Below are 19,542 nucleotides of genomic sequence, written 5' to 3' on the forward strand. Positions count from 1 at the left end.
CACTCGCCCTCAGGAGGCTGCACAGATGAACGGCTCCGGGAACGGCCCGCTCCACGGAGCGGTGGTCGCGGTGGCCGGGGCCGGTGGCCCCGCCGGCCGCGCCGCCCTGCTCCGCCTGGCCGAGGCGGGCGCCACCGTGGTGGCGTCCGACGCCGACGCGGCCCGCCTCGCGGAGTCCGTGGACGCCGCCCGCTACGCCCACGGCGGCGCCACCGTCACCGGGGACACCGTCGACCTGCTCGACCTGGAGGCCACGAAGGCCTGGGCCGAGCGCACCGAGAAGGAGTTCGGCCGGGTCGACGGCCTGGTCCACCTCGTCGGCGGCTGGCGCGGCAGCAAGACGTTCACCGATGTGGACCTCGCGGACTGGGACCTCCTGGAGAAGCTCCTGATCCGCACCGTCCAGCACACTTCGCTCGCCTTCCACGACGCCCTGGTGCGCAGCGGCCGCGGCCGCTACGTGCTGATCAGCCAGTCCGGCGCGCACAAGCCGGTCGCCAACAACGCCGCGTACAACGCGGGCAAGGCGGCCGCCGAGGCCTGGACCCTGGCCATGGCGGACTCCTTCCGCAAGGCCGGGGGCGAGGACGGCCCCGCCGCCGCGGCTGCGATCCTGGTGATCAAGGCACTGGTGCACGACGCGATGCGCGCCGAGCGCCCCAATGCGAAGTTCGCGGGCTTCACCGACGTCAAGGAGCTGGCCGAGGCCATCACCGGCGTGTGGGAGCGGCCCGCCTCCGATGTGAACGGACAGCGTCTGTGGCTCACTCCGCAACCGTGAGAACCGACAACGGCAAGACCGACGCCCGCCGCCACCACGACCCGGCGGTGCGCGGTTTCGCCAGCGACAACTACGCCGGGGTCCACCCGGAGGTGCTCGCGGCCATCGCCGTCGCCAACGAAGGCCACCAGGTCTCCTATGGCGAGGACGACTACACCGAGCACCTCCAGAAGGTCTTCCGCAGCCACTTCGGTCCGTACGCCGAAGCCTTCCCGGTCTTCAACGGCACGGGCGCCAACGTCGTCGCCCTCCAGGCCATGACCGACCGGTGGGGCGCGGTGATCTGCGCCAAGAGCGCCCACATCAACGTGGACGAAGGCGGTGCGCCCGAGCGGATGGCCGGCATCAAGCTGCTGGCCGTGCCCACCCCGGACGGAAAGCTCACCCCCGAGCTGATCGACCAGGAGGCATGGGGCTTCGAGGACGAGCACCGGGCGATGCCCCAGGTGGTCTCGATCACGCAGAACACCGAGCTCGGCACGGTCTACACCCCGGACGAGATCAGGGCGATCTGCGAGCACGCCCACTCCCTGGGCATGAAGGTGCACCTCGACGGCGCCCGGATAGCCAACGCCGCGGCCTCGCTCGACGTGCCGATGCGCACCTTCACCAACACGGTCGGGGTGGACGTGCTGTCGTACGGCGGCACCAAGAACGGCATGATGTTCGGCGAAGCCGTGGTGGTGCTCAACCCGGACGCGGTCCGGCAGATGAAGCACGTCCGCAAGATGTCGATGCAGCTCGCCTCCAAGATGCGCTTCGTCTCGGTGCAGCTCGAAGCGCTGCTGGCAAAGGACCTGTGGCTGCGCAACGCCCGCCACGGCAACGCGATGGCGCAGCGGCTCGCCGCGGGCGTGCGCGAGACCGACGGCGTGGAGATCCTCTACCCGGTCCAGGCCAACGCGGTGTTCGCGCGGCTGCCGCACGACGTGACGCGCAGGCTCCAGGAGCGGTACCGCTTCTACTTCTGGGACGAGGCCGCCGGCGACGTCCGCTGGATGTGCAGCTTCGACACTCGCGAGGAGGACGTCGACGGCTTCCTCCAGGCGCTCAAGGAGGAGCTGGCCCGTTAGGCGCCCTCCACGCCCTCCCGCCGAGAAGTGAATAGTTATGCCTCCGACCGCAAATCCATTGATCTGCGGTCGGAGGCATGCCTATGCTGCGGATCATGCAACTGATCCAACAGAACCCGGATATTCACGCCTATCTGGCCTCCAGTGAGGCCATCGACCACTGGCACGCCCTGGTCCAGGAGACCGCCGACACCCTCTGGGCCGCCACCGGCGATGCATATTCATACGCCGAAGCCGCCTTCGAGTTCGTCCGCGACACCATCCCGCACTCCGCGGACTCGGGCGACATGCGGGTCTCCTGGCGCGCCTCCGACGTGCTGGGCACCCGCAACGGCATCTGCTACGCCAAGTCCCACGCCCTCGTCGCCCTGCTGCGCGCCCAGGGCATCCCCGCCGGCCTGTGCTACCAGCTGCTCGGCGACGACGACGGCTCCGGGCTCGCCGTCCACGGCCTCGTCGCCCTGCGGCTGCCCGGCCGGGAGGAGTGGTCCCGGGTCGACCCGCGCGGCAACAAGCCCGGCGTCGACGCCCGGTTCAGCCTCGACGTGGAGCGGCTCGCCTTCCCCGTACGCCCGGAGCTCGGCGAGATCGACCACCCCGGCCTGTACGACGCCCCGCACCCCGCGACCCTCAAGGCCCTCCAGGAGTCCGCCGACCGGCCGGAGCTGTGGCGGAACCTGCCGGCCTCCCTGTAACCGGCGCCCCCGCGCCCCGCCCGCGCGCCACCACCAGCAGGTGCAGCGCGGCGGCCGCGAGCTGCAGCGCGGCGATCCCGAGCAGCAGCGTCCACGGCGGCGCGGCGGCCGCCAGCCCCACCAGGGCGGCCCCCGTCGAAGCGGCCGTCACCTTCAGCCCGGCCCCGAGGGTGAACACCTGGGCCCGTACCGACGCCGGGGCGTGCTCCGAGCGGATCCGCAGCGTGGCCGTCAGCAGCGGCCCGTCGGCCACCCCCGCCGCGGCGAACGCGGCCGCCGCCCAGGCGACCGACGGCGCGAACGCCGCCACCGCGAGCGCCGCGCCCGTCCCCGCCATGCCCCAGCGGGCCAGCCGTCCCGGCGCCACCGAGGTCATCCGGCCCAGCGTCAGGGAGCCCGTCAGCGCGCCGAGCGCGAAGGCCGTCATCAGCACCCCGCCCGCGCCGGGACTCCCGAGCCCCCGGGCCAGCAGCACGGAGGTGGTCGTGAGAGCGCCGACGCCGACGAAGGCCAGGGTCGTCGCCGAGGTGATCGCCCGCAGGTCCGGCACCTGCCACAGCGCGGCCAGTCCCGCGCCCGGCCCGGGCCGGGGCGCCCGTGGCGGGGAGTCAGCGCTCGGGCGTGCGTCCGCGTACGGCAGCGAAGCCGCCAGGACCGCCGCCAGGGCCGCCGACAGCGCCAGCACCCCCATCGCGGGTCCCGCCGAGACCGCCGCCCCCGCCAGGCTGACCACCGCGGGGGCCGTCACCGCGGCCGCGTTGTACGTCGAGGCGTCCCAGCCGTACGCCCGGTCCCGCCGCGGCCCCTCCGGCACCAGCCCCGCGACCAGGCTCGACAGCCCGCCCGTCACCACGGGCCCGCAGGAGCCGCCCAGCACCGCCACCCCCAGCACCACCGGCACCGGGGCCCGGCCCAGCAGCGCCGCCAGCCCCGCCACCGCGGCCGTGAACCCGGCCAGCGCGCCCGCGTAGAACAGCCGGGGCCGGCGCGCCCGCCCCGCGACGGCGCCCGCCACCGGCGCGGCCAGCACGTGCGGGGCCATCCAGGCCGTCAGCACGAACGCCCCGTGCGCGGCGCTGCCCGTCCGCTCCAGGGCCAGCAGCACCACCGCCATGCCCATGCCCTCGGACGCGAAACGCGCCGCCAGGGCCGCCGCCAGATACCGCCCGAACCCGCCCACCGGCGAACCCCCTCCGCGTTCGGTAACGTGATGTGCGACCAAGACGTTACGCCGGAAGGGTGTACGGCGAAAGGACATGTCATGGGGGACGGGAGCGGGACCGGTGCACCGGCGGGGGCGGGAGCCGCGGGGTTCTCGGCGGCCGGGCGCCTGATCGAGCTGGCCGAGGCGGTCCGCGCGGAGCCCGCCCTGCCGCGCGACGCGCTCGCCGCGCTGCTCGTCCGGCACGGGGAACACCCCGCCGACCTGGCCCCGGAGGCCTTCGGGGAGCCGGAGGCGGCCGGCCTGCGCGCGGCGGCCCGCCGGATGGCGCTCGTCCTCGCCGAGGCCGACGCGGACCGCGCGGCCGAGGCCCTCAACGTGCTGCTGGAGGAGTGCGGCACCCGACCCCGGCTGACCCGGCACGACGGCCACCCCTGGCACCTGCACGTGGACCGGGAGGGGGCGGACTGGGGCGAGTGGTTCCTCGCCTCCGGCGCCCTCGAACTGGCCCGGCTGCTCACGGAGTACGGGCGCGTCGCCTGGGGTGCCTGTGCCGCCCCCGGCTGCGGCCGGCTCTTCCTCGGCACGGGCCCGGGCAGCGCCCGCCGCTACTGCACCCCCACCTGCGCCACGCGCGCCCGGGTCGCCGCCCACCGGCGGCGCCGACGCGAGGCGGCCGGGCGGGGGGACGGGCCGGGCGGCGGGGTCAGCCCGCTTCCTTGACCTGCGCCGCCGTCGGCGCGGTCCCGCCGAGGTGCGCCGGCAGCCACCAGGAGTCCTCGGTGCCCTGGGGCTTGGCCGGGTAGGCGGCCTGTGCCGCCTCCAGCAGCTCCTGCACCCGCTCGCGCAGCCGGCGGGTGATGGCCCCCGCGTACTGGTCCTTCGGCGCCTCGATCGGCTCGCCGACCCGCATGGTCACCGGGATGTGGCTGCGCTTGAGGTTCTTGGGCCGCCCCTTGGTCCACAGTCGCTGGGTGCCCCACAGCGCCACCGGGATCAGCGGCACCCCGGCCTCCTGGGCCATGCGCGCGGCACCCGACTTGAAGCTCTTGAGGGTGAAGGACTGCGAGATCGTCGCCTCCGGGAACACCCCGATGATCTCACCCGACCGCAGCGACTCCAGGGCGTGCTGGTAGGCGGACTCGCCCTGCTGCCGGTCCACCGGGATGTGCTTCATCGCGCGCATCAGCGGACCGGAGACCTTGTGCCGGAACACCGACTCCTTGGCCATGAAACGCACCAGCCGCTTCTGCGGCCGCGCCGTCAGACCGGCGAAGATGAAGTCGAGGTAGCCGATGTGGTTCGACACCAGGACCGCCCCGCCCTTGCGCGGGATGTTCTCGGTGCCCTTCATGTCGATGCGGATGTCCAGCGCGCGGAACAGCGTGTGCGCGGCGCCGATCACCGGGGGGTAGACGAACTCAGCCATGGGGAGACCCCGCTTTCTGCCTGGGGAGGTGCTCCCGGCCCGAAGTTACGGAAGCGTAGGTACGCGACCATGGGGATCGTGCCCGAAACGCGGCGCGCTGGCCAGCCCAGACGCCGCCGGGCGAGGAGATCCTCGTCACGCGGGGAATGCGGGGCGTGACATGGGCGCTCGCAGGGGGAGGGCCGCCCCGCCACGGCAGGGGTGGTGCGTACATGGGGACAGGGTAGACAGGAGCGGGCGTGCCCGAGCACGAGGAGTCCGTCGCGGCGACGGCGGTACGAGGGCGCCTCGGCGCGGCCGAACTGGGGCGGGAGCCGGGGGAGCGGGCCAGCCTGGTGCAGTTCTCCAGCGCCTTCTGCCAGCCCTGCCGGGCCACCCGCAGGATCCTCGCGGAGGTCGCCGAAATGGTGGACGGGGTCGCGCACATCGAGATCGACGCCGAGCGCAACCTCCCGCTCGTCCGCGCCCTGGGCGTGGAGAAGACCCCGACCGTCCTCGTCCTGGACGGCGAGGGGCGGATCGTGCGGCGGGCCGCGGGGATGCCGCGCAAGGCCGATGTGATCGCCGCCCTGGGCGCCGCGGTGTGACCGGTGCGCCGGTGCGCGCACCCGCACACAGCGTGACGCGCCTGACATCTGCCCGCTGCGGCTTGACTGTGTACACGAGAGATCGCCAGGCTGGCGGCATGCGGTATGAACTCCTTCTTCACCGGCGGGTCCACGTGGACCTCGTCCGGTGCGCGAGTGCGCGCTGTTGGGATCGCTGAACGCCCCCGACCCCCGATCCCCGACCGCCCCTCCCGCGACCACCGCGGCTGAAGGAAGGCCCCCGATGACGGCCCCGACCGCCCCGCCCGCACCCGCTTCCCCCGCCTCCGCCCCCGCCTCCGATCCCCTCGGCCGCCCCTCGCTGCCGGGCTCGCCCGAGCTGCTCCGCGCGGTCTTCCGCCGGCACGCCGCCGGGGTCGCGGTGATCACGGCGGAGAGCGCCGGCCGGCCGGCGGGCTTCACCGCGACCTCGCTCAACTCGGTCTCCGCCGAGCCGCCGATGCTCTCGTTCACCATCGGCACCGGGGCCTCCAGCTGGCCGGCGGTCCGCGACAGCGAGTACCTCGGCGTCCACATACTCGGGGAGCACCAGCGGGACCTGGCCGGGCTCTTCGCGCGCAGCGGGGCCGACCGCTTCGGGCCGGACACCGACTGGGCGCCGGGCCCGCACGGGGTGCCGCTGCTCGGCGGGGTGCAGGCGTGGCTGGTGTGCCGCGTCGTGGCGAGGGTGCCCGCGGGGGCGCACCGTGTGATCATCGCGGAGGCCGTGGCGGGGGACCCCGCCGGGGAGGGCCGCCCCCTGCTGTACCACCAGGGTCGCTTCAACGCGTTGCGCGACTGAATCGTCCCTGCTGGGACGGGTTCGGGCGGCGTTGGCCAGATCACAGTTAAGTGGCCTTGCAACCGGGGAAGACCCACTGTGTACTGACGAGTAACATTCCCTTCGGAGCGGGGCCCGCCCCGACCGGGATCCGCGCCGGAAGGCGCCTATGCTGCCTCCACAAGGCGGTATCAGTAGCGGTATCAGTAAAAGACGATGCGGTAGGAGAGCCGGCGTGAGCCTGAGGATCGTTGTCTGTGTGAAGTACGTGCCCGACGCCACCGGCGACCGGCACTTCGCCGATGACCTGACGGTCGACCGCGACGACGTCGACGGTCTGCTGTCGGAGCTCGACGAGTACGCCGTCGAGCAGGCGCTCCAGATCGCCGACGAGGCCGACGACGCCGAGATCACCGTCCTGACGGTGGGCCCCGAGGACGCCAAGGACGCGCTGCGCAAGGCGCTGTCGATGGGCGCCGACAAGGCCATCCACGTCGAGGACGACGACCTGCACGGTACCGACGTCATCGGCACCTCGCTGGTGCTGGCGAAGGCCGTCGAGAAGGCCGGCTACGACCTGGTCATCACGGGTATGGCCTCGACCGACGGCACCATGGGCGTCCTCCCGGCGATCCTGGCCGAGCGCCTGGGCGTCCCGCAGGTCACCCTGCTCTCCGAGGTCAAGGTCGAGGACGGCACCGTCACCGGCCGCCGCGACGGCGACTCCGCGAGCGAGCAGCTGGAGGCCTCCCTCCCGGCGCTCGTCTCGGTGACGGACCAGTCGGGCGAGGCCCGCTACCCGTCCTTCAAGGGCATCATGGCGGCCAAGAAGAAGCCGGTGGAGTCCTGGGACCTGTCCGACCTGGACCTGGACGCCGAAGAGGTGGGCCTCGAAGGTGCCTACACCGTGGTCGAGTCCGCGGCGCAGCGCCCGGCCCGCACCGCCGGCACCGTCGTCAAGGACGAGGGCGAGGGCGGCAAGCAGCTGGCCGAGTTCCTGGCCGGCCAGAAGTTCATCTAGGGGCTCCGGCCTCCCCAGTAGCCCCCAGACACCTCGTAAAGCAGGAGAGCAGTCCCATGGCTGAAGTTCTCGTCTACGTCGACCACGTGGACGGTGCCGTCCGCAAGCCCACCCTCGAGCTGCTGACGCTGGCCCGCCGCGTCGGCGAGCCCGTCGCCGTCGCCCTGGGCGCCGGCGCCGAGGCCACCGCCGCCGTCCTCGCCGAGCACGGTGCCGTCAAGGTCCTCACCGCCGACGCCCCCGAGTTCGCCGAGTACCTCGTCGTCCCGAAGGTCGACGCCCTCCAGGCCGCGTACGAAGCCGTCTCCCCGGCCGCCGTGCTCGTCCCGTCCTCCGCCGAGGGCAAGGAGATCGCCGCGCGCCTCGCCGTGCGCATCGGCTCCGGCATCATCACCGACGCCATCGACCTGGAGGCCGGTGACGAGGGTCCGGTCGCGACGCAGGCCGCCTTCGCCGCGTCGTTCACCACCAAGTCCCGCGTGTCCAAGGGCACCCCGGTCATCACCGTGAAGCCGAACTCGGCCCCGGTCGAGGCCGCCCCGGCCGCCGGTGCCGTCGAGGCGCTCGCCGTCACCTTCGGCGCCCTGGCCACCGGCACCAAGGTCGTCTCCCGCACCCCGCGCGAGTCCACGGGCCGCCCCGAGCTGACCGAGGCCGCGATCGTCGTCTCCGGCGGCCGCGGCGTCAACGGCGCGGAGAACTTCCACCTCATCGAGGACCTCGCGGACTCCCTCGGTGCGGCGGTCGGCGCCTCCCGCGCCGCGGTCGACGCCGGCTGGTACCCGCACACCAACCAGGTCGGCCAGACCGGCAAGTCGGTCTCCCCGCAGCTGTACATCGCCACCGGCATCTCCGGCGCGATCCAGCACCGGGCCGGCATGCAGACGTCGAAGACCATCGTGGCCATCAACAAGGACGCCGAGGCCCCGATCTTCGACCTCGTCGACTACGGCGTGGTCGGCGACCTCTTCGAGGTCGTCCCGCAGCTGACGGGCGAGATCAAGGCGCGCAAGGGCTGAAACCCGCCCTCCGGTCTCTGACCTGGGCATCTCTTGGCCTCCGGGGCCGTGTGGTGATTCTCACCGCACGGCCCCGAGTCGTTTGTCCCACCCGGTGGAGGGACCATTGACGGAGCGGAAGCCCCATGACTAAATTCTGCTATGCGGATCTAGGCTTCCGTGAAGTGGAAAAGAGGAGAGTGCAGGATGGGTCAGCAGGAGAAGGTGGCAACGAGCCTCGCAGGCGCGGTCAGCGAGGGCATCAGCGCCTCCCTGGCGCCGGTGGACGCGGAACTCGCGCGCCACTACCCGGGCGACCCCGGCACCCGTCAGCCCATCCACACCGTCTACGTACCCGGTGACGTCTTCGACGCCGGCACCATCCGCTCCTGGGGCGACCAGGCCCTCGCGGCCCTGGACGAGCACGCCCCCGACGCGGCCACCTTCGCGAAGGTGCTCGGCATCTCCGACGAACTCGCCGTCCCGGTCTACGACCGCGTCCGCGCCAAGCTCGCCTCCGAGCCCGTCGAGGACCTCCGTGTGGACTTCGAGGACGGCTTCGGCGTCCGCTCCGACGAGGAGGAGGACCAGGCCGCGGCCCGCGCCGCCCGCCTCGTCTCGGAGGCCTTCTCCAACGGCACGAACGCCCCGTACATGGGCATCCGCATGAAGTGCATGGAGTCCAACGTCCGCGACCGCGGCATCCGCACCACGGACATCTTCCTCTCGGGCCTCCTGGAGCACGGCGGCCTGCCCGAGGGCCTCGTCCTGACCCTGCCCAAGGTCACCTACGCCGAGCAGGTCAGCGCCTTCGTCAAGCTGCTGGAGGCCTTCGAGACCACCCGCGGCCTGCGCCCGGGCCGGATCGGCTTCGAGATCCAGATCGAGACCAGCCAGTCCATCCTGGCCTCCGACGGCACCGCCACCGTCGCCCGGATGATCGAGGCCGCCAAGGGCCGCGCCACCGGCCTGCACTACGGCACCTTCGACTACAGCGCCTGCGTCGGCGTCTCCGCCGCCTACCAGGCCAGCGACCACCCGGCCGCCGACCACGCGAAGGCGATCATGCAGGTGGCGGCCGCCGGCACCGGCGTACGCGTCTCGGACGGCTCGACCAACGTCAAGCCCGTCGGCACCACCGGGCAGGTCCACGAGGCCTGGCGGCTCCACTACGGCCTGACCCGCCGCGCCCTGGCCCGCGCCTACTACCAGGGCTGGGACATGCACCCGGCGCACCTGCCGACCCGGTACGCGGCCGTGTTCACCTTCTACCGCGAGGGCCTGGAGGCCGCCGCCGCGCGCCTGAAGGCGTACGTGGCGAAGATCGAGGGCGACGTGATGGACGAGCCCGCCACCGCCAAGGCCCTGGCCGGCTACCTGGTCCGCGGCCTGGACTGCGGCGCCGTCGGCGCCGACGAGGTCACCGCCCTCACCGGCCTGACCCGCGCCGAACTGGACGCCTTCGCCATCCCCCGCCGCTCGGCCACCCTCACGGCCACCTCCTGACACACGCCCGACGCCGCCGACCCGGCCCCGGTGATCCGAGGCCGGGCCGACGGCGCGCGGGGGGTCGTGGGCACCGTCAGGCGAGGCGTTCCCGCATGCGGCGCCCGTAGGCCCGGCTGACCTGGACGACGGCCATCAGCATGCCCACCAGCATGGCCGCGGAGAGCACGGGCACGAGGTCGACCGGCAGCGTGTACGCCATGACCACGCGCGCGGCGGCGTCGATCAGGAAGGACGCCCCCCAGGCCACCGACATCCAGCGCATCACGGCGCGGAAGCGCGGGTGCCGCTCCCAGTCGGCGTGCCAGCCTCGGGCGGTCTCCTCCGGCAGCATCCCGACCATGGTGGTGAACATGAAGGGCCGCTCGGCGAACAGGGTGCCGATCATCCACAGGCCGAGCAGGCCCGTCAGGTAGCTCTCGCGGGCCAGCAGCAGGCGGGCGTCGCCGGTGACCAGCGTGATGGCCGTGCCGCAGACCATGATGCTCAGCGTGAAGAGGGTGACGGTCGCGACCCGGCGCTCCGTGGCCATCCTGTGGACCAGCAGGGCCAGCGGCACGACCGCGCTGACGAGCAGGCAGAGCCACTGGCCGAGGCCGGCGGCGCGCAGCCCGTAGTAGAGGCCGAGCGGCACGCCGACCTCCGTGAACGCGGTGCGGACGAGGGCGGCCTTCGGGTCCTTCGGTGCGGCGGCGGCCTCGGCCGGCGGCCTCGACCCGTCGCCCCGTCGTGCGTCCGCCCGCTCCCGTTCCGCCGTCATCACCGTGTGCTCCCCCGCCCGTTCCCTCGTCCGGGCCGCCTGTGCGGCCCGCCGTCGGGCACGACGTTACGGGGCCCGCGGTGGCGCCGGAATGGAGCTGCGAGCACACCCGGGGTGCAGAAAACTCCACCCCCTCAGGGACGGAGGGCGTTCAGGTAGGTCAGCACCGCCAGCACCCGCCGGTTGTCGCTGTCGTCCTGCGTCAGCCCCAGCTTGGTGAAGACGCCCGCCGAGTGCTTGCTGACGGCGCTGTCGCTCAGGTGCAGTTCCCGCGCGATGCCGGCGTTGGACCGGCCCTGCGCCATCAGCTCCAGCACCTGGAGCTCGCGTCCCGTCAAGGAGGCCAGCGGGCCGCCCCGTTCACCCCGCGCCACCAGCTTGGAGATCACCTCGGGATCCATCGCGGTTCCGCCGGCCGCCACCCGGCGCAGTGCGTCGACGAACTCCTCGTCGCTGAAGACCCGGTCCTTGAGCAGGTATCCGATGCCGCCCCGCCCGTCGGCCAGCAACTCGCGTGCGTACAACTGCTCCACGTGCTGCGACAGCACCAGCACGGGCAGCCCCGGAATCTCGCGGCGGGCCTCCAGCGCCGCCTGCAGCCCCTCGTCCGTGAACGTCGGCGGCAGCCGCACGTCGACGACCGCGAGGTCCGGCCGGTGCCGCGTCAACGCCCGTGCCAACTCCGGTCCGTTGTCGACGGCGGCCACGACCTCGAACGCGTACGACTCCAGCAGCCGGACCATCCCCTCCCTCAGCAGGAACTGGTCTTCGGCGAGGACAATGCGCACGGCAACTCCATGGTCACGAGGGTCGGGCCGCCCACCGGGCTGCTCACGAAAAGATCACCGTCGAATGTACCCAGCCGGCGGCGCACGCCCGAAAGCCCCGTCCCCCGGGCCGGATCGGCCCCGCCGCGGCCGTCGTCGGACACCGTCATCCGCAGGATCCCGCCGGAATGCCTGAGGTCGACGCCCACCCGGGTGGCGCCCGCGTGCTTGGCGGCGTTCGCGAGGACCTCGCACACCGCGAAGTACGCGCACGCCTCCACCGGAGCCTCAAGCCGCCCCGGGAGGTCCACCGTCACCTCCACCTCCAGCGGGTGGTCCAGCGCCACCGCGCGGACCGCGTCACCGACCCCCCGCTCCGCGAGGACCGGCGGATGGATGCCCCGCACCAGGTCCCTCAGCTGGGACAGGGCCGTCGCCGACTGCCGGCGGGCCCCGGCCACCAGCTCGCGCAGCTCCGGGTACTCCTCGCCCAGCCGCCGTTCGACCACGCGCAGCGTCATCCCGATGGCGACCAGCGTCACCTGGGCCCCGTCGTGCAGGTCCCGTTCGATGCGCCGCAGTTCGGCGGCTTGCACCCCGGCGGCGTCCGCACGGGTCTCCGCCAGCCGTTCCACCCGGCGGGCGAGCTGCGTCTGCCGGGTCGGCCGCAGCAGCCACACCGCGAAACGGGCGTGCGCCCGCAGCGCGTACGGTGCCACCCACGCCACCGCCGCCGCCAGCGCCGCGCCCACCGCGACCGCCGCCCACGGGCGCCCCAGGAGGGCCGCTCCCGCCGGCAGCCGGTGCAGCACCTCGTCCCAGAAGCCGTACGGGCCCTTCCCGCCGGTCACCAGGTCCAGCACCCCGGCCGCCACCAGCCCGAACAGCGAGAAGCCGGCGACGGCCAGGGGCACCGCCAGGGTCACGGCGGCCACCACCGGATTCGCCGCCGCCCACAGCAGGTCCCGCCACACCGCCGGGTCGTGCACGGTGTGGCGCATCAGCTGCAACTGCCGCACCAGGTGCGGGGTCCGGTACAGCCGCCGCCCGTACTGGTAGTGGCCGTCGGGCCCGCGCCGCACCGGCTCAGGCGCGGGCTGGTAGGGAGCCGGGACCTCCACCCCGGCCACGTCCCCCGCCAGCCGCCGGCCCAGCGCCGCGAAGGGGCGGCAGGCCCCCACCGCCTTGGGGAAGAGCGCCACGAGCCCGGTGCACAACCCGGCCACCAGCGCCGCCACTTGTACGGCGGCCAGCACCGCGCCCAGCACCGACAGCAGCGACAGCAGGACCGCGCCGCCCAGCAGCCGCAGGCGCCGTACCGGCCCGCGCGCGCCGGACCCCGTCGGCGGAGCGACCCGGCGGCCCAGCAGCGACCGTGTCCACCAGCCGTGCACCCACAGGGCGGCCGGCCCGACCGTCAGCCCCGCCGCGAGCAGCACCAGCCCGGCAGCGGCCACCACCGCCGGACCGGCCCAGGCCGTCCCCGGCGGGCCGGAGCCGCCTCCCGCCCGGCACAGGGCCCCGGCCACCCCGAGGAGACCGGCGGCCGCCAGCGCCGGGGGCAACGCGGCCACAGGGACCCCGACGAACGGGTCGAACAGCAGGAAGGCCAGGTCGCGCAGGGTCGCCGGATCCCGCCGCACCTGCCGCACCCGCCTCCGGTGCAACGCCGCACCATACGAGGTGTACAGCCGCCTCCCGTCGCGGAACAGCCCGCCGTCACGCGGGCGGGGCTCCGGGGGCTCGGGCAGGTAGGGATCGCCGACCGGTGTGTCCGACCAGCGGCCGGCCAGGTCGCGCCGCAATCGCGGCAGCCGCCGGAACAGGTCCAGGATGCCCGGAGCGCCCACGGCCACCGCGACCGCGGCCGGCAGCAGGGCCGTCAGCCCCAGCAGACCCAGGAGCGCGAGCGCCGCGCCCCGCAGCGGCGCCACCGCGCAGGTCCGCAACGCGGCCGGGGCGCCGACCGCCCCGGCCGGCGCCGCATGTCGTTCGTCGCGGGCGATCGGAGCGGGCATCCGCCCAGTTTCGCACGGCCGCTCACCCGGCGGCCGGCGGGAGTTCGCCCGAGCCGCGGGGGATCAGGCGGGTCGGGAGGACGATGCGGGTCGGGGGGAGGGCGGTGCCCGAGAGGCGTTGGAAGAGGCGGTCCGTGGCCACCCGGCCCAGTGCCGCCGGGTCCTGGGCGACGACCGTGACACCGGGGCGCAGCAGGTCGGCCAGCTCGAAGTCGTCGAAGCCGACCAGCGCCACGGGCCGGGACAGCCCCGCGAGGACCCGTACGACGGTGACCGTCACCCGGTTGTTGCCGGCGAAGACGGCGGTGACCGGATCGGGGCCCGCCAGCATCGCCCCGGCCGCCGACGCCACCCGCTCCGGGGCCGTCGAGCCGAGGGAGACCCAGGCCTCGGCCACCGGCAGGCCCGCGCCCGCCATCGCCTCCCGGTAGCCGCGCAGGCGTTCCGTGGCGGTGTGGATGCGGGGGTGGTCGCCGATGAAGCCGATCCGCCGGTGACCGGCGGCGATCAGGTGGGCCACCCCGTCGCGGGCGCCGCCGAAGCTGTCCGACATCACCACGTCCGCCTCGATCCCGCCCGCCGGGCGGTCCACGAACACCGTCGCCACCCCGGCCCGGACCTCCGGCTCCAGGTAGCGGTGGTCGTCGCCGGCCGGGATCACGATCAGCCCGTCCACCCGGCGGGCGCACAGCGCGAGCGCCAACTCCCGCTCCCGGTCCGGGTCCTCGGCGCTGGAGCCGTTGATCAGCAGGGCGCCGTGGGTGCGCGCGACCTCCTCGACGGCCCGGTTCAGGGGGCCGTAGAAGGGGTCGGCGAGGTCCTCCAGGATCAGGCCGACGGTGGCGGTGCGGCCCTTGCGCAGGACGCGGGCGCTGTCGTTGCGCCGGAAGCCGAGCGCCTCGATGGCGTCCTGCACCCGCCGCTCGGTGTCCGGGGTCACCCCCGGCTCGCCGTTGACGACCCGGGAGACCGTCTTCAGGCCGACGCCCGCCCGGGCCGCCACGTCCTTCATGGTCGGCCGGTTGCCGTAACGGGGCTCGGACGGACGGCGGTTCTGCGGCACGGCGGGGAAACCTCCGGGGACGGCGGGTGGCGGGGCGCTCCGACCTCGAGGATATGCACTCGGCCGGAGAGCGGGTTTCCGGGGCGGGGTGGGGCGGGCAAGCCACTGGGGGCTTCGGAGGCGAGCCCATGGGAGAGGGGTAGACGTGATCGTCTGGATCAACGGCGCTTGCGGTGCCGGGAAGACCGGTACGGCCCGCGAACTGGCCGCACTGCTGCCGGACAGCACCCTGTACGACCCGGAGCTCATAGGGGACGCGCTGCGCCGCCTCCTGCCGGGCAAACGCCTCGCGGAGGTCGACGACCAGCAGGACCTGCCGAGCTGGCGGCGGCTCGTCGTCGACGCGGCGGCGGCCGTGCTGGCGGAGGTGGGCGGGGTGCTGGTCGTCCCGATGACGCTGCTGCGGCAGGAGTACCGGGACGAGATCTTCGGCGCGCTGGCGGCCCGCCGGATTCCCGTGCGGCACGTGCTGCTGGCCCCTGCGGAAACGATCCTGCGCGAGCGGGTCGCCGACCGCCGGGACCTCCCCGCCTACCGGCAGGCGCTGGGCTGGCTGACCGCCGACGCGCACGTCATCGACAACGGCCGGCTGACCGCACGCGAGACGGCGCAGCGGATCGCCGACGCCGTGCGGACGGACACGGCGACGGTCTGCGACATCGTGCAGACCCCGGAGCCGACGCGGGAGACGGTGGCGGCGGGGGTGCTGCTCTTCGACGACCTGGACCGGGTGCTCCTGGTGGATCCGACGTACAAGCCGGGCTGGGAGTTCCCGGGCGGGGTCGTCGAGCCGGGCGAGGCCCCCGCGCGGGCCGGCGTACGGGAGGTCGCGGAGGAACTGGACCTGACCCTGGACCGGGTGCCCGAGTTGCTGGTGGTCGACTGGGAGGCGCCCCGGTCCCCGGCCTACGGGGGGCTGCGGCTGCTGTTCGACGGCGGCCGGCTGTCGCAGGCGCGGGCCGCGCGGCTGCGGCTGCCGGGGCCGGAGCTGCGCGCCTGGCGGTTCGTCACGGAGCAGGAGGCCGCGGGGATGCTGCCGCCGCAGCGGTACGAGCGGCTGCGGTGGGCGCTGCGGGCGCGGGAGCGGGGGCGGCCGCTGTACCTGGAGGCGGGCTGCCCGACGCCGTAGCCCTGCGGGGCGGGCCGCGAGCGGCGCGGCGGGCGGCCCGGCGCCGCCCCGTCGGTCAGACCGTGGCCGCCGCGGCGGCCGCCGCTTCGCGCAGGGCCCGCGCGGTGTGTTCCGTCCGCGGGTCGCCGTGGCCGAAGCAGGCCACCGTCGGGGACAGCTCGGCCAGGCGGCGGAAGGAGGCGACGGCCAGGGCGCGGTCGGTGTTGAAGACGCCCAGCATCACCTCGCCCACCCCCGCCACGCAGTCCCCGGTGAACAGCACGCCGTGCTCGGGGAGGTGGACGCCGATGCTGCCCGGGGTGTGCCCGGGGGAGTGGACCACCACCGCCCCGCCGCCGAAGGGCAGCACCTCGCCGCCCTCCAGCTCCCGGTCGACCGGCGTCGGCGGGGCCTGCGGCACCGTCAGGCCGTGCGCGTAGAGCGGGAGCTCCCAGTCCAGCAGCACCGGCTCGGGCACCGGCTGCTCGCCCCGCACCACCGGGGCGTCCAGCCGGTGCGCCAGCACCTCCGCCCCCAGCCGGGCGGCGAGTTCACCGGCCGAGCCGACGTGGTCGCGGTGGCAGTGGGTCAGGACGATCCGCTCCAGCCGCTCCGGCGCGAGCCCGAGGGACCGTATCGCCCCCTCGATCGCGCCGGCGGCCCCGGCCGGTCCCGAGTCGATCAGGGTCAGGGCCTCCCCGGAGCGGTCCTGCCAGAGATAGGCCTGACCGATGGGGAAGCGCAGCATGTGCAGCCGGTGCGGGAGTACTTCCACAAGATCCATACGACGAACGTAGGCGGACGGCCCCGGCCCGCGCACGCGCGTTCACCGGGAGCGCAGTACGCCCAGGGCGCACTGCGCCCTGGGCGTACACCGACGTGACGCGGAAGGCGTCAGCCGCGCTTGGACTCCGCGTAGTTCACCAGGAACAGGGCCTCGGCCACCGAGAGCCGCTCCAGCTCCTCCGGGGAGACGCTCTCGTTCACCGCGTGGATCTGCGCCTCGGGCTCGCTCAGGCCGATCAGCAGCATCTCGGCCGCCGGGTACAGCGAGGTCAGCGTGTTGCACAGCGGGATCGAGCCGCCCATGCCGCTGATCTGCATCTCCTGGCCGTCGTACGCCTCGCGCAGGGCGGCGGCCATCGACGCGTACGCGGGGCTGGTGGTGTCGGCCTGGAACGGCTGGCCCTGGCCCACGACCTCCAGCTCCAGCTTCGCCTTCCACGGGGTGTGCGCGATCAGGTGCGCCTCCAGCAGCTTGATGGCCTCGGCGGTGTCCACGCCCGGCGGCACGCGCAGGCTGATCAGCGCGCCGGCGCTCGCGTGGACCGAGGGGGTCGCGCCGACGACGGGCGGGCAGTCGATGCCCAGCACGGTGACGGCCGGACGGGCCCACAGCCGGTCGGCGATGGTGCCCTCACCGATCAGCTCGACCCCCTCCAGGACCTTCGCGTCGGCGCGGAAGTCCGCCTCGGGGTACTGCAGGCCCTCCCACACCGCGTCGGAGGCCAGACCGTCGACCGTCGTCGAACCGTCCTCGGAGCGCAGCGAGTCCAGCAGGCGGATCAGCGCGGCCAGGGCGTCGGGGGCGACACCGCCGAACATGCCGGAGTGCAGGTTCCCGCCCAGCGTGTCGAGCTTGACCTTGATCAGGGTCATGCCGCGCAGGGTCGCCGTCACCGTCGGCAGGCCCAGGCGGAAGTTGCCCGCGTCACCGATCACGATGGTGTCGGCGGTCAGCAGCTCGGGGTGGGCCTCGGCGTACTGCTGGAGCCCGCCGGTGCCCTGCTCCTCCGAGCCCTCCACGATCACCTTCACGGAGACCGGCACGCCGCCGTTCGCCTTCAGGGCGCGCAGCGCCAGCAGGTGCATGATGAACCCGCCCTTGCAGTCCGCCGCGCCGCGCCCGTACCAGCGGCCGTCGCGCTCGGTCAGCTCGAAGGCGGGGGAGATCCAGGCGGCGTCGTCCAGCGGCGGCTGCACGTCGTAGTGCGCGTACAGCAGGACCGTCGGGGCGCCCTCGGGGCCGGGCAGGAAGCCGTACACCGACTGGGTGCCGTCGGGGGTGTCGAGCAGGGCCACGTCCTGGAAGCCCTCGGCGCGCAGGGCGTCGGCCACCCAGTTCGCGGCGCCTTCGCTCTCGCTCTTCGGGAACTGTGCCCAGTCCGCGACCGACTGGAACGCCACCAGCTCGGTCAGCTCCGCCTTCGCGCGGGGCATCAGCGAGGCGACGGTCTCGGCGATCGGATTCTGCGACATGGGCACGCTCCTCTTGGGTGCGACGTTGTACGTGGTGTACGCCGGGGTACGGCGGGGTCCGCTCGATCCTCGCACAGCGGAGCGAGCCGGCAGCGCGCCGTAGGATCTTCCCGGCATCGGAGCAACGTGTGATCAGGAGCAGCAGCCCATCGTGACCAGCGACGACAGCATTGACGGCGGATCCGGCACGGAAGCGGAGCGGGCGGCCGGGGCAGGTTCCCGGGCCGGAGCGGAGACCGGTCCCGGAGCGGAGAGCGGCCCCGGGGCACGGACCGGGCCCGGAGCGCCGGACCGGGCCGAGGCCGCGGAAGCGGGCGGCGGGGCGGCCGAGGGTGTCGGCGAGACGTGGGACGTCGTCGTGGTCGGCGCCGGACCGGCCGGGGCGATGGCCGCGTACGCGGCGGCCGGCGCGGGGCGGCGCGTCCTGCTGCTGGAGAAGGCCGAACTGCCCCGGTACAAGACCTGCGGCGGCGGCATCATCGGCCCCTCGCGCGACGCCCTCCCGCCGGGCTTCGTGCTGCCGTTCAAGGACCGGATCCATGCGGTCACCTTCTCCCTGGACGGGAAGCTGACCCGCACCCGGCGTGCGAAGCGGATGCTCTTCGGGCTGATCAACCGGCCCGAGTTCGACGCGGCGCTGGTCGCGGAGGCCGAGAAGGCCGGTGCGACGCTGCGTACGGGCACGGCCGTGAGCCGGGTCGAGCAGCACGGCGCGTCCGTGCCCGACCGGCGCACGGTCGCCGTGGTGCTGGCGGACGGGGAGACGGTGCTGGCCCGCGCCGTGGTCGGCGCGGACGGCAGCGCGAGCCGTATCGGCGCCCACGTCGGGGTGGAGATGGACCAGGTCGACCTCGGGCTGGAGGCGGAGATCCCGGTGCCGGCGACGGTCGCCGAGGACTGGAAGGGCCGGATCCTCATCGACTGGGGTCCGCTGCCGGGCAGTTACGGCTGGGTCTTCCCCAAGGGGGACACCCTCACCGTCGGGGTCATCTCGGCCAAGGGCGAGGGCGCCGCGACCAAGCGGTACCTGGACGACTTCATCGCGCGGCTGGGCCTGGCCGGCTTCGAACCGGCCGTCTCCTCGGGGCACCTGACGCGCTGCCGCAAGCCGGGGTCGCCGCTGTCGCGCGGCCGGGTCCTGGTGGCGGGTGACGCGGCCGGGCTCCTGGAGCCGTGGACCCGTGAGGGCATCTCCTTCGCGCTGCGTTCGGGACGGCTCGCGGGGGAGTGGGCCGCGAAGATCGCCGAGGCGCAGGACGCGGTGGACGCGCGGCGCCAGGCGCTGAACTACGCCTTCGCGGTCAAGGCCGGGCTGGGCGTGGAGATGAGCGTCGGCAAGCGGATGCTGACCGTGTTCGAGTCCCGTCCGGGGCTGGTGCACGCGGCGCTGACGGGGCTGCGGCCCGCCTGGAACGCCTTCGCGGGAATCACGCGCGGGTCGACGGACCTGGCCGGCCTGGTCCGTACGCATCCCCTGGCGCGCAAGGCGCTGCACCTGCTGGACGCCCGTCTGGCCCGGAGCGGCCGGAGCTGA

19 protein-coding genes are annotated in these 19,542 nt (G+C 74.1%); 11 read left to right on the forward strand and 8 right to left on the reverse strand.

Going from position 1 to position 19,542, the window contains the following annotated elements:
* Positions 1-25: 25 nt before the first annotated feature.
* The 3 genes from ACZ5NJ_RS09695 to ACZ5NJ_RS09705 all read left to right on the forward strand — a co-directional run bounded on the left by ACZ5NJ_RS09695 (position 26) and on the right by ACZ5NJ_RS09705 (position 2,549).
* Positions 26-781 carry an SDR family NAD(P)-dependent oxidoreductase gene (locus ACZ5NJ_RS09695; RefSeq protein WP_468764167.1) on the forward strand — a complete coding sequence of 252 codons (756 nt, stop codon included), beginning with the start codon at positions 26-28 and terminating at the stop codon, positions 779-781.
* Positions 760-1,854, forward strand: a complete 1,095-nt coding sequence (locus ACZ5NJ_RS09700) for a threonine aldolase family protein (RefSeq protein WP_468764168.1) — start codon at positions 760-762, stop codon at positions 1,852-1,854. The genes ACZ5NJ_RS09695 and ACZ5NJ_RS09700 overlap by 22 nt, the downstream gene beginning before the upstream one ends.
* A 95-nt stretch (positions 1,855-1,949) precedes the next feature.
* The gene (locus ACZ5NJ_RS09705; protein ID WP_468764169.1) at positions 1,950-2,549 is read left to right on the forward strand and encodes a transglutaminase-like domain-containing protein; all 600 of its coding nucleotides are present in this window, start codon (positions 1,950-1,952) and stop codon (positions 2,547-2,549) included.
* Here the strand turns inward: ACZ5NJ_RS09705 and ACZ5NJ_RS09710 are convergent.
* Positions 2,485-3,729, reverse strand: a complete 1,245-nt coding sequence (locus ACZ5NJ_RS09710) for an MFS transporter (RefSeq protein WP_468764170.1) — start codon at positions 3,727-3,729, stop codon at positions 2,485-2,487. The genes ACZ5NJ_RS09705 and ACZ5NJ_RS09710 overlap by 65 nt on opposite strands.
* 81 nt (positions 3,730-3,810) lie before the next feature.
* Between ACZ5NJ_RS09710 and ACZ5NJ_RS09715 the strand changes: the two genes are divergently transcribed.
* Positions 3,811-4,434 carry a CGNR zinc finger domain-containing protein gene (locus tag ACZ5NJ_RS09715; RefSeq protein ID WP_468764171.1) on the forward strand — a complete coding sequence of 208 codons (624 nt, stop codon included), beginning with the start codon at positions 3,811-3,813 and terminating at the stop codon, positions 4,432-4,434.
* On the opposite strand, the gene ACZ5NJ_RS09720 is transcribed toward ACZ5NJ_RS09715, so the two are convergent.
* Positions 4,418-5,140 (reverse strand): lysophospholipid acyltransferase family protein, encoded by a 723-nt coding sequence (locus tag ACZ5NJ_RS09720; RefSeq protein ID WP_468764172.1) that lies wholly within the window; start codon positions 5,138-5,140, stop codon positions 4,418-4,420. The genes ACZ5NJ_RS09715 and ACZ5NJ_RS09720 overlap by 17 nt on opposite strands.
* A gap of 239 nt (positions 5,141-5,379) precedes the next feature.
* Between ACZ5NJ_RS09720 and ACZ5NJ_RS09725 the strand changes: the two genes are divergently transcribed.
* The 5 genes from ACZ5NJ_RS09725 (at position 5,380) to ACZ5NJ_RS09745 (ending at position 10,033) form a co-directional block, all read left to right on the forward strand.
* Positions 5,380-5,727, forward strand: coding sequence for a TlpA family protein disulfide reductase (locus ACZ5NJ_RS09725; protein WP_468764173.1), 348 nt, complete (start codon positions 5,380-5,382; stop codon positions 5,725-5,727).
* Positions 5,728-5,971: 244 nt separating this feature from the next.
* Positions 5,972-6,529 carry a flavin reductase family protein gene (locus ACZ5NJ_RS09730; protein WP_468764174.1) on the forward strand — a complete coding sequence of 186 codons (558 nt, stop codon included), beginning with the start codon at positions 5,972-5,974 and terminating at the stop codon, positions 6,527-6,529.
* Positions 6,530-6,743: 214 nt separating this feature from the next.
* Entirely contained in the window at positions 6,744-7,529 is a 786-nt protein-coding gene (locus ACZ5NJ_RS09735) for an electron transfer flavoprotein subunit beta/FixA family protein (RefSeq protein WP_042809767.1), read from the forward strand.
* A gap of 56 nt (positions 7,530-7,585) precedes the next feature.
* On the forward strand, positions 7,586-8,548 hold the full coding sequence (locus ACZ5NJ_RS09740; protein WP_468764175.1) for an electron transfer flavoprotein subunit alpha/FixB family protein: 963 nt from the start codon (positions 7,586-7,588) through the stop codon (positions 8,546-8,548).
* Between the two features lie 186 nt (positions 8,549-8,734).
* A complete protein-coding gene (locus ACZ5NJ_RS09745) occupies positions 8,735-10,033 on the forward strand; it encodes a DUF6986 family protein (RefSeq protein ID WP_468764176.1) in 1,299 nt (432 codons plus the stop codon).
* Between the two features lie 76 nt (positions 10,034-10,109).
* Here ACZ5NJ_RS09745 and ACZ5NJ_RS09750 read toward each other — a convergent pair whose 3' ends face one another.
* From ACZ5NJ_RS09750 to ACZ5NJ_RS09765, 4 genes are all read right to left on the reverse strand, one after another.
* On the reverse strand, positions 10,110-10,793 hold the full coding sequence (locus ACZ5NJ_RS09750) for a VC0807 family protein (protein ID WP_468764177.1): 684 nt from the start codon (positions 10,791-10,793) through the stop codon (positions 10,110-10,112).
* 134 nt (positions 10,794-10,927) lie between these two features.
* A complete protein-coding gene (locus ACZ5NJ_RS09755) occupies positions 10,928-11,581 on the reverse strand; it encodes a response regulator transcription factor (RefSeq protein WP_468764178.1) in 654 nt (217 codons plus the stop codon).
* The gene (locus tag ACZ5NJ_RS09760) at positions 11,545-13,578 is read right to left on the reverse strand and encodes a sensor histidine kinase (protein ID WP_468764179.1); all 2,034 of its coding nucleotides are present in this window, start codon (positions 13,576-13,578) and stop codon (positions 11,545-11,547) included. Before ACZ5NJ_RS09760 ends, ACZ5NJ_RS09755 begins: the two co-directional genes overlap by 37 nt.
* Positions 13,579-13,600: 22 nt before the next feature.
* Positions 13,601-14,590 carry a LacI family DNA-binding transcriptional regulator gene (locus ACZ5NJ_RS09765; RefSeq protein WP_468764317.1) on the reverse strand — a complete coding sequence of 330 codons (990 nt, stop codon included), beginning with the start codon at positions 14,588-14,590 and terminating at the stop codon, positions 13,601-13,603.
* A gap of 196 nt (positions 14,591-14,786) precedes the next feature.
* Between ACZ5NJ_RS09765 and ACZ5NJ_RS09770 the strand changes: the two genes are divergently transcribed.
* Complete coding sequence (locus ACZ5NJ_RS09770) at positions 14,787-15,770, forward strand: NUDIX hydrolase (RefSeq protein ID WP_468764180.1); 984 nt, start codon at positions 14,787-14,789, stop codon at positions 15,768-15,770.
* 55 nt (positions 15,771-15,825) lie between these two features.
* Here ACZ5NJ_RS09770 and ACZ5NJ_RS09775 read toward each other — a convergent pair whose 3' ends face one another.
* Both ACZ5NJ_RS09775 and ACZ5NJ_RS09780 read right to left on the reverse strand, forming a co-directional pair.
* Positions 15,826-16,533 carry an MBL fold metallo-hydrolase gene (locus ACZ5NJ_RS09775; protein WP_468764181.1) on the reverse strand — a complete coding sequence of 236 codons (708 nt, stop codon included), beginning with the start codon at positions 16,531-16,533 and terminating at the stop codon, positions 15,826-15,828.
* A gap of 110 nt (positions 16,534-16,643) precedes the next feature.
* Entirely contained in the window at positions 16,644-18,008 is a 1,365-nt protein-coding gene (locus ACZ5NJ_RS09780) for a M20/M25/M40 family metallo-hydrolase (RefSeq protein ID WP_468764182.1), read from the reverse strand.
* A gap of 358 nt (positions 18,009-18,366) precedes the next feature.
* On the opposite strand from ACZ5NJ_RS09780, the gene ACZ5NJ_RS09785 reads away from it, so the two are divergent.
* On the forward strand, positions 18,367-19,542 hold the full coding sequence (locus tag ACZ5NJ_RS09785; protein ID WP_468764318.1) for a geranylgeranyl reductase family protein: 1,176 nt from the start codon (positions 18,367-18,369) through the stop codon (positions 19,540-19,542).

The sequence above is a fragment of the Streptomyces sp. NPDC032091 genome (assembly GCF_055580265.1).

Bases quoted from the DNA above. Each gene is read 5' to 3' on its own strand.
- ACZ5NJ_RS09745 (WP_468764176.1), top strand. From the start codon at position 8,735: ATGGGTCAGCAGGAGAAGGTGGCAACGAGCCTCGCAGGCGCGGTCAGC.
- ACZ5NJ_RS09730 (WP_468764174.1), top strand. From the start codon at position 5,972: ATGACGGCCCCGACCGCCCCGCCCGCACCCGCTTCCCCCGCCTCCGCC.
- ACZ5NJ_RS09695 (WP_468764167.1), top strand. From the start codon at position 26: ATGAACGGCTCCGGGAACGGCCCGCTCCACGGAGCGGTGGTCGCGGTG.
- ACZ5NJ_RS09760 (WP_468764179.1), bottom strand. From the start codon at position 13,578: ATGCCCGCTCCGATCGCCCGCGACGAACGACATGCGGCGCCGGCCGGG.
- ACZ5NJ_RS09715 (WP_468764171.1), top strand. From the start codon at position 3,811: ATGGGGGACGGGAGCGGGACCGGTGCACCGGCGGGGGCGGGAGCCGCG.
- ACZ5NJ_RS09765 (WP_468764317.1), bottom strand. From the start codon at position 14,590: ATGAAGGACGTGGCGGCCCGGGCGGGCGTCGGCCTGAAGACGGTCTCC.
- ACZ5NJ_RS09775 (WP_468764181.1), bottom strand. From the start codon at position 16,533: ATGGATCTTGTGGAAGTACTCCCGCACCGGCTGCACATGCTGCGCTTC.
- ACZ5NJ_RS09705 (WP_468764169.1), top strand. From the start codon at position 1,950: ATGCAACTGATCCAACAGAACCCGGATATTCACGCCTATCTGGCCTCC.
- ACZ5NJ_RS09780 (WP_468764182.1), bottom strand. From the start codon at position 18,008: ATGTCGCAGAATCCGATCGCCGAGACCGTCGCCTCGCTGATGCCCCGC.
- ACZ5NJ_RS09750 (WP_468764177.1), bottom strand. From the start codon at position 10,793: ATGACGGCGGAACGGGAGCGGGCGGACGCACGACGGGGCGACGGGTCG.
- ACZ5NJ_RS09740 (WP_468764175.1), top strand. From the start codon at position 7,586: ATGGCTGAAGTTCTCGTCTACGTCGACCACGTGGACGGTGCCGTCCGC.
- ACZ5NJ_RS09720 (WP_468764172.1), bottom strand. From the start codon at position 5,140: ATGGCTGAGTTCGTCTACCCCCCGGTGATCGGCGCCGCGCACACGCTG.